The sequence below is a fragment of the Acidimicrobiales bacterium genome (assembly GCA_035546775.1).
Classification (GTDB): Bacteria; Actinomycetota; Acidimicrobiia; order Acidimicrobiales; family JACCXE01; genus JACCXE01.
Genome location: DASZWD010000034.1, coordinates 19,775 through 32,479 on the forward strand (window position 1 = coordinate 19,775; position 12,705 = coordinate 32,479).

13 protein-coding genes are annotated in these 12,705 nt (G+C 70.2%); 5 read left to right on the forward strand and 8 right to left on the reverse strand.

Annotated features, from left to right (window positions below):
* Positions 1–47: 47 nt before the first annotated feature.
* Positions 48–215, forward strand: coding sequence for a hypothetical protein (locus tag VHC63_08465; GenBank protein HVV36622.1), 168 nt, complete (start codon positions 48–50; stop codon positions 213–215).
* Here the strand turns inward: VHC63_08465 and hypF are convergent.
* Genes hypF through VHC63_08500 form a run of 7 tightly spaced genes read right to left on the reverse strand, consistent with a single transcriptional unit; the run spans position 196 to position 8,284 of the window.
* A complete protein-coding gene (hypF, locus tag VHC63_08470) occupies positions 196–2,439 on the reverse strand; it encodes a carbamoyltransferase HypF (GenBank protein ID HVV36623.1) in 2,244 nt (747 codons plus the stop codon). The genes VHC63_08465 and hypF overlap by 20 nt on opposite strands.
* Before the next feature lie 2 nt (positions 2,440–2,441).
* The gene (gene hypE, locus VHC63_08475) at positions 2,442–3,497 is read right to left on the reverse strand and encodes a hydrogenase expression/formation protein HypE (protein ID HVV36624.1); all 1,056 of its coding nucleotides are present in this window, start codon (positions 3,495–3,497) and stop codon (positions 2,442–2,444) included.
* Positions 3,494–4,093 carry an SIS domain-containing protein gene (locus VHC63_08480; protein HVV36625.1) on the reverse strand — a complete coding sequence of 200 codons (600 nt, stop codon included), beginning with the start codon at positions 4,091–4,093 and terminating at the stop codon, positions 3,494–3,496. Before VHC63_08480 ends, hypE begins: the two co-directional genes overlap by 4 nt.
* Entirely contained in the window at positions 4,090–4,479 is a 390-nt protein-coding gene (locus VHC63_08485) for a hypothetical protein (protein HVV36626.1), read from the reverse strand. The genes VHC63_08480 and VHC63_08485 overlap by 4 nt, the downstream gene beginning before the upstream one ends.
* Positions 4,480–4,486: 7 nt before the next feature.
* Positions 4,487–4,972 carry a MaoC family dehydratase gene (locus VHC63_08490; GenBank protein ID HVV36627.1) on the reverse strand — a complete coding sequence of 162 codons (486 nt, stop codon included), beginning with the start codon at positions 4,970–4,972 and terminating at the stop codon, positions 4,487–4,489.
* Positions 4,973–4,983: 11 nt separating this feature from the next.
* The gene (locus tag VHC63_08495; protein ID HVV36628.1) at positions 4,984–6,744 is read right to left on the reverse strand and encodes an NAD(P)/FAD-dependent oxidoreductase; all 1,761 of its coding nucleotides are present in this window, start codon (positions 6,742–6,744) and stop codon (positions 4,984–4,986) included.
* On the reverse strand, positions 6,725–8,284 hold the full coding sequence (locus VHC63_08500) for a 4-coumarate--CoA ligase family protein (GenBank protein HVV36629.1): 1,560 nt from the start codon (positions 8,282–8,284) through the stop codon (positions 6,725–6,727). The genes VHC63_08495 and VHC63_08500 overlap by 20 nt, the downstream gene beginning before the upstream one ends.
* 22 nt (positions 8,285–8,306) lie before the next feature.
* Between VHC63_08500 and VHC63_08505 the strand changes: the two genes are divergently transcribed.
* A complete protein-coding gene (locus tag VHC63_08505; protein HVV36630.1) occupies positions 8,307–9,776 on the forward strand; it encodes a N,N-dimethylformamidase beta subunit family domain-containing protein in 1,470 nt (489 codons plus the stop codon).
* Positions 9,777–9,853: 77 nt separating this feature from the next.
* Here the strand turns inward: VHC63_08505 and VHC63_08510 are convergent, their stop codons facing one another.
* Positions 9,854–10,603: a ChbG/HpnK family deacetylase gene (locus VHC63_08510; GenBank protein ID HVV36631.1), complete on the reverse strand. Its 750-nt coding sequence runs from the start codon at positions 10,601–10,603 to the stop codon at positions 9,854–9,856.
* An 18-nt stretch (positions 10,604–10,621) separates the two neighbouring features.
* Between VHC63_08510 and VHC63_08515 the strand changes: the two genes are divergently transcribed.
* From VHC63_08515 to VHC63_08525, 3 genes are read left to right on the forward strand one after another with little or no spacing between them, the layout of a single operon-like run.
* A complete protein-coding gene (locus tag VHC63_08515; protein HVV36632.1) occupies positions 10,622–11,362 on the forward strand; it encodes an SDR family oxidoreductase in 741 nt (246 codons plus the stop codon).
* A 43-nt stretch (positions 11,363–11,405) separates the two neighbouring features.
* The gene (locus tag VHC63_08520) at positions 11,406–12,053 is read left to right on the forward strand and encodes a helix-turn-helix domain-containing protein (protein ID HVV36633.1); all 648 of its coding nucleotides are present in this window, start codon (positions 11,406–11,408) and stop codon (positions 12,051–12,053) included.
* Between the two features lie 23 nt (positions 12,054–12,076).
* Positions 12,077–12,697 carry a maleylpyruvate isomerase family mycothiol-dependent enzyme gene (locus VHC63_08525; protein ID HVV36634.1) on the forward strand — a complete coding sequence of 207 codons (621 nt, stop codon included), beginning with the start codon at positions 12,077–12,079 and terminating at the stop codon, positions 12,695–12,697.
* Positions 12,698–12,705 lie beyond the last annotated feature (8 nt).

The window sequence follows — 12,705 nt, forward strand, 5'->3', positions numbered from 1 at the left end:
CTGTCTTTCCCGCGCAAACGACTCGTAAACCCGGGTAGGACCATGACGTGACACCAGGCAACGCAGAACACGAACACGCCGAAGACCTCGCCGACCTCGCCGCCGCCGAGAACCCCGATCCGCAGACGCGGCGCGAGACGCTCGAACTGCACCTCCAGGACGAGGACATCTCCGAGGAGGGCGAGCGCGTCGAGGTCAACGAGACAGACGACTAGCGGCGACCGCCGCCTGACCGACGCAGAGGCCGCCGTCGTTCGGCGGGACGTCGCGGTGCGCCAGGACGTGGAGGCCGGCGTCGGTCAGCGCCTCGGCCACGGTGGTGTGCAACAGCACGTTCTGGAACACGCCGCCGGTCAGGACGACCGTGGCGACGTCGTTGGCGAGTGCGAGCGACGCGGCCACGTCAGCAACGGCGTGACCGAGCGAGTGGTGGAACGCCGCCGCGATCACTTCGGTGGGAACGCCGCGGTCGCGGTCGGCGACGATCGCCGCGATCAGTGGTCGCGGGTCGAGCGCACGCACCCCCTCCTCCGAACTGGTCCTGTCCAGCACCGGGTACCGGTGCTGGACAGGACCAGTTCGGTCGGTGGGCGGGCTCGACACGCGGCGCGCCGCCGCCTCGAGTTCGATTGCGGCCTGGCCTTCGTAGGTGGCGACGGTTCGGATACCGAGCAGCGCGGCGACGGCGTCGAACAGTCGGCCGGCGCTCGTGGTGGTCGGGGTGGCGTCGGCGGCGGCCAGGCGGGCTACGTCGTCGCGGCGCGGATCGCGCATGCCGTCGGCGACGCCCGCAGCCTGCGCCCACGCCACCGCCATACGCCACGGTTCGCGGATGGCGTTGCCGCCGCCCGGGAGCGCCACGGGCGCCAGGTGGCCGACGCGGGTGAAGTCGGCCCGATCGGCGAGCAGAAACTCGCCGCCCCACAGGGTGCCGTCGGCGCCGTAACCGAGGCCGTCGAAGGCGATGCCGAGCACCGGACCGTCGCACGCGTTGTCGACGAGGCAGGCGGCCACGTGGGCGTGGTGATGCTGCACGCCGACGAGGGGCAGGTCGAGGTCGTGGGCGAACTTGGTCGACAGGTATTCGGGGTGCAGGTCGTGGGCGACGATGTCGGGCGTCACGTCGTACAGGGCGCACAGGTGCTCGATCGCCTGGCGGAAGGCCGTGTGGTTGGCGAGGTGCTCGAGGTCGCCGATGTGGTGGCTGACCACGACGTGGTCGCCGACCGTCACCGCCACCGTGTTCTTCAACTCGCCGCCCACGGCGAGGATCGTGCCGGGCGCGTGGGCGTGCAACGGGATCGGTTCGGGGGCGTACCCCCGCGAGCGGCGCAACACGGTGGCGCCGCGCACGACGGAGTCGTCGGCGCGTACGTGGATCGGCCGGTCGTGGCCGAGCACGCCGTCGACCAGCGGGCCGAGGCGCGCCGCCGCGTCGGCGTCGTCGTGCGCGATCGGCTCGTCGGACACGTTGCCGCTCGTCATCACCAGCGGGCGACCGACGCCGGCCAGCAGCAGGTGGTGCAGCGGCGTATAGGCCAGCAGTACGCCGAGGTCGGGCAACCCGGGCGCGACCCCGGCGGCGATGGTCGCCTCGGCGCGCCGCGGCGCCAGCACGATCGGCCGGCGCGGCGAGTGCAGGGCGACGCGCGCCGCGTCGGTCCAGTCGCACAACGCGTCGGCCTGGTCGGCGGTCGCCATCACGGCGAAGGGCTTGTCGTCGCGGTGCTTGCGACGGCGCAGCGCGTCGACCGCCGCGTCGCTGGTGGCGTCGCAGGCAAGGTGGAACCCGCCGAGTCCCTTGACGGCGACGATGCCGCCGGAACGCAGCGCGTCGACCGCGGCGCGCAACGCCGGGTCGCCGATGCGGTCGCCGAAGCGCAGTCGCGGGCCGCACGCCGCGCACGCGTTGGGTTGCGCGTGGAAGCGGCGGTCGGCGGGGTCGTCGTACTCGGCCTGGCAGGCGGCGCACATCACGAAGCCGGCCATCGTGGTGTTGCGCCGGTCGTAGGGCACGCGGCGCACGATGGTGTAGCGCGGACCGCAGTTGGTGCAGTTGGTGAACGGGTAGCGGTAGCGGCGGTCGGCTGGGTCGTCGACCTCGGCGAGACACGCCTCGCAGGTCGCGGAGTCGGGCGCGACGGGCACGGCTGGCGCGGAACCCCGCGTGCTGGCGACGATGGCGAAATCGGCCTCGTCGCCCGCCGGGATCGTCTCGGCCCGCACCTCGCGCACGCGGGCGAGCGGTGGAGGGTCGGCGACGAGCACCGAGGTGAGCGCGTCGAGGGCAGCGGCGTCGCCCTGCGCTTCGATGAGCACGCCGCGGTCGTCGTTGCGGACCCACCCCCGCAACCCGAGGCGCGTCGCCTCGCGGTACACAAAGGGACGGAAGCCGACGCCCTGCACGATGCCACTGACGCGGATGCGGCGCCGTTGCATTGTCAGCAGATCCGGGGCAGCGGGTCGCCGACGAGCAGGTCGACGATACGGGTGCCGCCGAAGCCGGTGACGAGCACGACCACGCCGGCAGGGTCGGCCTCGATCGTGCCGATGACCGCGGCGTCACCACCGACCGCTTGCACCGCGGCCTCGCACTCGTCGGGCGCCACGACCGCGACGAACTTGCCTTCGTTGGCGACATACAGCGGGTCGATGCCGAGCAGGTCGCAGGCGGCGGCCACCGCCGGCGTCACCGGCAGCGCCGGCTCGTCGAGCACGACGGCGATGCCCGCGGCGCGCGCCAACTCGTTGCACACCGTACCGAGGCCGCCGCGGGTCGGGTCGCGCAACCAGCGCGTCGAGGGCGCGGCGGCGAACAGCGCCTCGACCGCGGCCGCGACCGGCGCCGTGTCGGAGCGGATGTCGGCTTCGATGGCGAGGTCGCCGCGGGCAAGCATCACCGCCATGCCGTGGTCGCCGATAGTGCCCGACACGATCACCTTGTCACCGGGATGCACGCGCGCCGCGTCGACGCGCCGACCGGGTGGCACCACGCCCACGCCGGCGGTCGTGATGTACAGCCCGTCGGCCGCACCGCGATTGACGACCTTCGTGTCGCCGGCGACGACCGTCACGCCGGCGGCCGCGGCGGCGGTGGCCATGTCGGCGACGATGGCGCGTAACTCGTCGACGGCGAAGCCCTCTTCGATCACGAACGCCGCGCTCAGCCACTGCGGCCGGGCGCCCATCATGGCGAGGTCGTTCACCGTGCCGTGCACCGCCAGGTGCCCGATCGACCCGCCGGGGAACTGGCGGGGCGCCACGACGTAGGAGTCGGTGCTGAACGCGATGGTGCCGGCGGGCACGTCGAGACACGCCGCGTCGGTGAGCGGCGCCAGCGCGTCGTTGGCGAAGGCGTCGAGGAACACGGCGTCGACCAGCGCGGCCGACGACTTGCCGCCGGCGCCGTGGGCCAGCGTGATCACGTCGTCGGTGAAGCGCGGTCGCGCGCGACGGAACGCCTCGATGCGGTCGAGGACGTCGCGCTCCTCGCTCATCGCATCAGCCTGCGCCACAGCTCGTAGGCGACGGCGTTCTGCGTCTCCTGGATGCGGTGCACGCTGTCGGACGCGACCTCGAGGCAGTGGTCGACGGCGCCGGGCAACTCGCCCCCGCCGTAACCGGCGATGCCGACCGTCAGCATGCCCATCGCGCCCGCGGTCTCGAACGCGGCCAGCACGTTGCGCGACCCGCCACTCGTCGAGAAGCCGACCGCGATGTCCTCCGCGCGGCCCACGGCCCGCAGGGTGCGGGCGAACACGACGTCGAAGCCGACGTCGTTGGCCAGGGCGGTGATGACGGCGTCGTCGTCGGTGAGGCACAACGCCGGCAGCGGTCGCAGGAGCGCCACGAAGCCGGCGGCATCAGTGGCGCTGCCGCCGTTGCCGAACACGAGAAGTCGCCCGCCGGCGGCCACGCGGGCGCGCATCGCGGCCGCGGTGCGCGTGAGTTCGTCGTCGAGCCGGCGCAGCGTGTCGTCGCGCAGCGCCACGCTCGCCGCCGTCTTGGCCCGCGCCGAGGCGGCGAGATCGGCGAGCAACGCGGCGGCGTCGTCCTCGGTGCGCTCGAGGAACGGATAGAGAAAGTCGGTCACGCCACGAGCCCCGGATGCTCGAAGCACACGTGGGTGAGCTCCCACAGCACGTGGTAGGCGCGCACGAGCGTGCCGTCGAACAGCTCGTCGCCGCGGGCGTCGAGCTGCATCAGCACGAGCCCGTGGGCGGTGGCGCGGTCGACCATCGCGGCATCGGCCGCGCCCAGCACGAAGAGCACGTCGCCGGTGCGCGCCGCGGTGAGCGGATCGTCAGCGCCGATCGCGACCGCCGGCAGGCTGCGGGCCCCGACGACGACAGGATGCACGAACTCGACGGCGAGGTGACGGGCGTGGTGGTCGGCGCCCGGCGCCACACACCACATCGTCGCCCCCGCGGCGAACCGCTGCGCCAGCGCCAGGGCGCACGCCGCGAGCTCGTCGTGCACGGTGCCCTTAGGCGAACACCATGCGCGTGATCCAGTCGGCGACGAGCGCCGGCTTGTCCTCACCCTCGATCTCGACGGTGAGGGTGTTGGTCATGTTGATGGCGTTGCCCTTGAGTTCGATGTCCTTGGTAACCGAGGTGGCGCGGATCTTCGAGTTGACCTTGACCGGGTTGATGAAGCGGATCTTGTCGAAGCCGTAGTTCACGCCGGCGACCATGCCGGTGAAGTTCGGCGCCGGGCGCTCGTCGCCGCCCTTGAGGGAGCCCTGGAGGTGGACCAGCAGCGAGAGCGTGAGGAAGCCGTGGGCGATCGTGGTGCCGAACGGGCCCTGCTTGGCGCGCTCGGGGTCGACGTGGATGAACTGGTGGTCGAGCGTGACGTCGGCGAACTTGTTGATGAGGTCCTGGGTGACCTCGAACCAGTCGCCGGTGCCGTTGCTCAGGCCGACGTTGCCCTTGATCGATTCGTACGCGGTCTCTGCGTTGGTAGCCATAGCTGCTCTTTCTAATTGATTTCGAGTCCGGCGAGATCACCGGACGCGCGCCATTTCTCGAGTATGCGGTAGAAGGCGATCGGCCCGCCGCCGTAGGGACCGTTCTCGCCGGTGAAGAAGCCGTTTCCGGGCTGGCCTTCGTTGTTGTAGTAGCCCGGCGTGCAGTCCTCGAAGAACGACGAGCGCGCCGGCGCGAACTGGCGGATGACGCCCACCCACTCGTCGACCGCCGCGCGCGACGCCTCGACGCGGGTGGCGCCGCGGGCGCGCAACTCGCCGATCACGTAGGCGAAGTGGCGGCTCATCTCTTCGAGGTTGTGCGGGAAGTTCGGGGTGAAGCCGCCCTGCGCGTTCTGCACGAGGAACAGGTTGGGAAAGCCGTCGACGTGCATCGAGTGCAGCGTGCGCACGCCGTCGGCCCACGCGGCGTCGAGTTCGATCCCGTCGACGCCGTGGATCGTGTAGCCGCTGCGGCGCTGGTACGACGTGCCGACTTCGAAGCCGGTGGCGAAGATGATGCAGTCGACTTCGTACTCGACGCCGTTGGCGACCACGCCGCGCGCGGTGATGCGCTCGACCCCCTGCCCGTTGGTGTCGACGAGGTCGACGTTGGGACGGTTGAACGTCTGGAGGTACTCGTCGTGGAAGCACGGTCGCTTGCAGAACTGGCGGTAGTACGGCTTGAGCGCGTCGGCCGTCCGCGGGTCCTCCACGATTTCGTCGACGCGGGCGCGGATCTGGTTCATCTTCTCGAAGTCGGCGGCCTCGAGGTCGCCCGTCGTCAGCAGCAGGCGGAAGATGTCGGTCCAGCCGTCGGCCACGAGGTCTTCTTCGGCGAAACCACCCGACACGAGTGCGTTGAAGTTCTCCATGCGCTGCTTCTGCCACCCGGGCTGGAGCGAGCGCGCCCACTCGGGATCGGTGTCGCGGTTGTTGCGCACGTCGATCGACGACGGAGTGCGCTGGAACACGTAGAGGTGTTGCGCCCACTCGCCGACGTGGGGCACCACCTGCACCGCGGTGGCGCCGGTGCCGATGACGGCGACGCGCTTGTCGGCGAGGTTGACGAGGCCGCCGTCGGGGTCGCCGCCGGTGTAGGCGTAGTCCCAGCGCGACGTGTGAAACGAGTGACCGGTGAAGTCCTGAATGCCCGGGATCCCGGGCAGCTTGGCGCGGTGCAGCGGTCCACTCGACGAGATGACGAAGCGCGCCCGCATGGCGTCGCCGCGGTTGGTCGACACGATCCAGCGCTCGACGTCTTCGTCCCACGTGAGGTCGGTGACCTCGGTCTGGAAGCAGGCGTTGTCGTAGAGGCCGAAGTGTTTGCCGATGTTGCGCGAGTGGTCGAGGATCTCGGGCGCGTGCGTGTACTTCTCCTTGGGCACGTACCCGAGCTCTTCGAGCAGCGGCAGGTAGATGTAGGACTCGATGTCGCACATGGCGCCGGGGTAGCGGTTCCAGTACCACGTGCCGCCGAAGTCGCCGCCCTTCTCGACGATGCGGATCTCGCCGGCATCGACGCCGGCTTCCCGCAAGCGGGCACCGGCGAGCAGGCCGCCGAAGCCGCCCCCGATGACGAGGACTTCGACTTCGTCGTGCAGCGACTCGCGCGCCAGCGGCGCGTCGACGTAGGGATCGTCGACGTAGTGGGAGAACGCGCCGGTGACCTCGATGTACTGCGCGTTGCCGTCCGCACGGATGCGCTTGTCGCGCTCGGCGCGGTACTTGGCCCGCAACGCGTCGCGATCGAGCTCAGCTGGAGGCTTGGTCACGCAGCACCCGCCGGAGGATCTTGCCCGAGGCGGACTTGGGCACGGCGTCGAGGAACGTCACCTTGCCGAGGCGCTTGTACGTCGCCACCTGGCTGGCGACGAACTCCTTGATCTCGTCCTCGGTCGCCTGCTGCCCCTCCTTCAACACCACGTAGCCGGCGGGGATCTCGCCCGCTTCGTCGTCGGGGATGCCGATGACCGCGGCGTCGGCGACCTTGGGGTTGGTGAGCAGCAGCGCCTCGAGTTCGGCCGGCGGCACCTGGAAGCCCTTGTATTTGATGAGTTCCTTCAGGCGGTCGACCACGTACAGGTGCCCGTCGCTGTCGATGTGGCCGATGTCGCCGGTGTGCAGCCAGCCGTCGGCGTCGATGGTCGACTTCGTCGCCGCCTCGTTGTTGAGGTAGCCCTTCATGACCTGCGGGCCGCTGATCCACACTTCGCCGTCCTGGTCGACGTCGAGGTCCTCGCCGCTCGCCGGGTCGACGATGCGCACCCGCGTGTTGGGCACCGTCATGCCCGCCGATCCCGGCTTGAACTTGCCCGGCGGCGTGGCGTGGGTGACGGGCGACAACTCGGTCATGCCGTAGCCCTGCACGACTTCGCAATCGAGGCGGGCGCCGCACTCGATGGCCAGTTCGGCCGACAGCGGCGCCGCCCCCGAGAAGATCGTCTTGAGCGACGACAGGTCGTAGTTGTCGACCATCGGGTGCTTCGCCAGCGCCACGACCATCGGCGGCGCCACGAAGGCGCGCGTGAGCTTGTGCTCCTGATGCAGCGTCAGAAACTGCTCGAGGTCGAAGCGCGGCATCGTCACGATGGTGGCGCCGGCGTAGAGGCCGAGGTTCATCAGCACCTGCATGCCGTAGATGTGGAAGAACGGCAGCACGGCGACGAACGACTCGTCCTCGCCGATCGGGATGGCGGCGGCCGACTGCACGATGTTGGCCACGAGGTTGTAGTGCGTGAGCATCACGCCCTTGGACAGCCCCGTCGTGCCCGACGAGTACGGCAGCACGACGACGTCGTGGGGGTCGACGGGGACCTGCTCGGCCAGCGGTTCGCCGAAGAGGTCCTCGAGCGACTGGTACCCCTCGGCGCCGCCGAGCACCACGATCTCGGTGACGCCCGACTCCTTGGCGGCGAGCGATGCCGTCTCCAAGAACATCGGCACGGTCACGAGCAGCGTCGCTTGGGCGTCGTTGAGCTGATGGTGGACTTCGCGCTCGGTGTAGGTGGGGTTGATCGTGGTAACGATGCCGCCGGCCATCGCGACGCCGTGGAACACCGTCGCGTAGTCGGGGCAGTTAGGCGCCATGATCGCCACCACCTCGCCCTTGGCGAGGCCGCGCGCGACGAGGCCGCCGGCGAGACGCTTCACGCGGTCGTACAGGTCGCGGTACGACAGCGGCTGGTCGGTGGTGCCGTCGATGAACGCCGGCTTGTCACCGAGGCGGTCGGCCTTGGCGAACACGAAGGGCGTGAGCGCGATCTCGGGAATGTCGACGCGGGGCAGGGGGCTCTCGTGGATCACGCGAACCATTCTTCCTCAGTAACGTCCGGCGATGCCCGCTCGCGAGGTCGTTACCGGATATTGCTGGCCGCAGTCGATCGCCGCCGGGGAATCGGTCGGCCTGCACCTGTCGTCGGCGGGCGGGCGTCCGGTGCGGGTGACGGTCAACGGGTCAACGTTCTCGGTCGCCGCTGACGAGCACGCCACGCCGCCCGATGCCGCGGCCAGCGGCTGCAAGTGGCCCGTCGCCCACACCATCGAGACGACCGCCGAGTGGCCGTCGGGCTACTACGAGGTCGTCCTCGAAATCGAGCTCGACGGCGGCAAGGTGCGGCGCGACTACGCCTTCTTCGTCGTGCGGCCACACGCCGGAGCGAAGATCGTGCTGGCGCTGGCGTCGAACACGTGGGCGGCCTACAACGACTTCGGCGGGCCCAACCTGTACACCGGCGGCACCACGGTGTCCTTCGCCCGGCCGATGGCGGCGGGCTACCTGTACAAGCCGCCGGGCAAGGGCCGGCGGGTGACGGGTACGGGCGCGCCCGATCCGCAGAACGCGGCGCACGTCGGTTACGTGCAGTTGAACCACCTGTCGGGGTACGCCGGGTCCGCCGGTTGGCCCGACTGGGAGGAGCCGTTCCTCCGCTGGGCGGCGCGCGAGGGCTTCGAGATCGGCGTGTGCCTCAACGCCGATCTCGAGCAGCACCCGTCCGTGTTGGACGACGCGTCGTTGTACCTGTCGGTGGGTCACGACGAGTACTGGTCGAAGGGCATGCGCGACACGGTCGAGGCGTTCATCGCGCGGGGCGGCAACGCCGCGTTCTTCAGCGGCAACACGTCGCTGTGGCAGGTCCGGCTCGAGGGCGACGCGATGGTCGGGTACAAGGGCTTCCTCAAGAACGACCCGCTGTACGACACCGACCGCATGAACGAGGTCACGACGTTCTGGTCCGACCACATCGTCGCCCGGCCGGAGAACCACATGACGGGCGTGTCGTTCGTGCGCGGCGGCTACCACCGCATCGGGCGCAACGTCACCAACGGGCTCGGTGGCTACACGGTCTACCGGCCCGAGCACTGGCTCTTCGACGGAACCGACGTGCGCTACGGCGACGTGCTCGGCAACGCGGCCACCGTCGTCGGCTACGAGTGCGACGGCTGCGCGTTCACGTTCCGCGACGGCCTGCCGTATCCGACGTTCGAGGACGAGACGCCGGCGACGTTCGAGATCCTCGGCATCTGCCCGGTGCAGCACTTCACCCGCGAGTCGGCGCCGCGGCCGCCAAAGCCGAACGAGCCGTCGGAGTTGGAGTACATCGCGGCGCGCGTGTTCGACACCCGCGACGAGTGGGCCGTCGAGAAGATCCGCCACGGTCACGCGATGTTGGGTACGTACACGTCGCCCGCCGGCGGGACGGTCGTCACCAGCGGCTCCACCGACTGGGCCCACGGCCTCGCCAACCGCGACCCCAACATCGAACAGATCACCCGCAACGTCCTCACCCGCCTCGGCCGCGGGTAACCGCCCCCTCCCCGCTTTTGGTCCGTCTGATCCAGGGTCTTTCTGCATAGAACGGACCAGAAGCTGGGGTGGCGGGGTTAGAGGTCGGCGGCGGTGATGAGGTCGATGTTGCGGGACTCGACGACTTGGCGGACCTCGGGCGCGCAGAGGGCTTCGAGGTCGGGGACGCGGGTGGACTCGACCCAGAAGTAGTTCTCGGCGTGTTCGGGGGTGACGGCGCGCAACTCGGCGCTGGCGACGGCGGGGTGCGTCTGGACCATGTGCGTACCCGGGGTGAGCTGTTCGAGGAAGTCGGCGAACCAGGCGGCGCGGTCGCGGCGTGACTGCACGCTCAGCACCGTCACCGAGTCGAAGACGTGGTGCGGGTCCACGCCGGGGTACATGAACTTCACCCCGAGGCGGGCGCACGCCGCTTCGTACGCGGGGATGATCGACAGGCCCATGTGCGGGTCGACGTAGGACAACTCGAGCCCGAGCGCCAGCGCCCGGTCGACCTGCGCCAGCGCCTCGGCGACACCATCCTCCGCGGTCCCCTCGGCCGCCGCCCTCACCGTGTTCTTGAACAGGCCTTGGTCGTCGCGCAACGACGCCGCGGCGGTGAGCGGACCCCACCGCAGGTATTCCCAGTCGCAGGTGAGGGTGACGTGGAGTCCCGTGGCGACACCGAGGCGCTTGGCCATCAGCGCGCCCTCGGCGAACCACGGTGTCGGCGCCATGACCGAGGTCTGCGTGAGGATGCCGTCGGTCTTGGCGAGGGCGATGCCTTCGTTGACGGCGCGGCACATGCCGCAGTCGTCGGCCTGCACGATCAGCCTGATGTCGCCCACGAACGTCAGACTAGGGAAATGACTTCTCGCCGAGTCGCCATCGTCAGTGACGCCGCCGCCTATGTCGGGCCCAACCTGGCGCGGGTGCTCGCCGACCGCGGGCACGACCTCGTCGTCGGCGACCCCGAAGACGGCCTCGTCGCCGACCTCGAAGCGCGCGGCGCGTCCGTGGCGGCCGTCGCGGGCGTGCGCGACCTCGCCAAGCCTGAGTCGTCGGAACGACTGCTCGCCGCCGGCCTGGAACGCTTCGGTCGCGTCGACGCCGCCGCCGCGTTCACCGGCCGGATCGTGGTCGGCCGGTTCCTCAAGTCGTCGCTCGACGACCTGCACGCCGTGCTGCGCGGCTGTGTCGACGCGCCGTACAACTTCCTGCGCACCGTCGTGCCCCACATGGTCGAGCAGGGCGACGGGCAGGTGCTCGTGTTCACCAGCGCGGCGGGCGCCCGCCCCACGCCGGGCGCGCCGCTGTACTCCTCGGCGCGCGCCGCGGCCAACATGCTGGTGCGCAACGTGGCCGACGAGGTGGTCGGCAAGGGCGTGCAGGTCAACGCCATCGGCACGAACTTCATGGACTTCCCCGGCTTCCTCCAAGCCAATCGCGCCGAGGACGCCGAAGGCCGCGCCCGCGTCGAGGCGCAGGTGCCGATGGGCCGCCTCGGTACCCTCGACGAGCTGGCGAACTTCAGCGCGGTGTTCGTCGACGGCACCAGCCGGTTCCAGACCGGCCAGTTCGTGTCGTTCTCGGGCGGCTGGGGTTAAGCAAAACCTGAGGGTTACGTCAGGTTTTGGTAAAATGGACGACGTGGAAGCACTGCGGCGGGAAGGCGACCGCGTCGTCCCCGCCGGACCCAAGGCGCGCCGCACGCGGGCGCAGCTGATCGACGCCGCCACGTCACTCTTCGCCGAGCGCGGGTTCCAGAACACCGCCGTGGCCGAGATCGCCGAGGCAGCGGGCGTCAGCCTCGGCACCTTCTACCAGTACTTCCGCAACCGCGACGAGGTACTCGGAGCGATGGTCCACGACCAGCTCGAGTGGATGAGCGCGACGACCGGCACCGGCTGGCGGGTGTGCGACGGCGTCGAGGGTCTCGAGCGCATGCTGTCGATCTACGTGAAGGCCTACACCCGCACCATCGACCTGTCGCGCGTGTGGGAGGCCGTCAGCCTCACCGAGCCGGAGATGGTGGCGATCCGGCGCGAGGCGGGCCGCAGCATCACCGGCCGCCTCGCCGCCGAGCTCGTGCGCGCCGGTAAGGCGGGCGAGATGCGCAAGCTGACGAAGCGTCAGGCGACGCTGACGGCGCGCGCCCTCGCCGGGATGATGGACCGTGTCTGTTTCGACATGTTCGTGTTCGACCCGCCCGAGCCGCGGCCGACCGAGGCCGAGGTGGCCTCGCTCGTGGCCGGGCTGTGGGCCAACGCCCTCGGTCTGCCGCTGGCGCACCCGTAGACCGCCGGGCAGACTGCCGCGCTATGGACAAGTCCCAGATCTGGCCGACGATCCACGCCGAGCGGCGCGCCCTCGCCGCCGACCTCGAGACACTGACGGCAGGCCAGTGGGACACGCCGTCGCTGTGCGCGGGCTGGACGGTGCGCGACGTGCTCGCCCACATGACCGCCACCGCCGAGAAGACGCCGTTCAACTTCCTGCCGGGCATGCTCGCCAACGGCTTCAGCCTGACGAAGCTGCAGAACAAGGACATCGCCCGCATCAACGCCACCGGCGACACGCTCGGCCAATTCAAGAACGTCCTCGACCGTTCGACCTCGCCGCCCGGGCCGGTCGACACGTGGCTCGGCGAAGTGCTCATCCACGCCAGCGACATCCGCCGCCCGCTCGGCATCGCCCACGACTACCCCGTCGACGCCGCGGTCCGCGTCGCTGACTCCTACAAGAAGACGAACCTCGTCATGGACGCCAAGAACCGCATCGCCGGCGTGAAGCTCGTCGCCACCGACGCCGACTGGACCCACGGCGACGGCCCCGAGGTCACGGGCCCGATGATGTCGCTGCTGCTCGCCATGTCCGGCCGCAAAGACGCCCTCGCCGACCTCACCGGCGACGGCGTCGCCACGTTGCAGTCGCGGGACTAGGCGGTTCT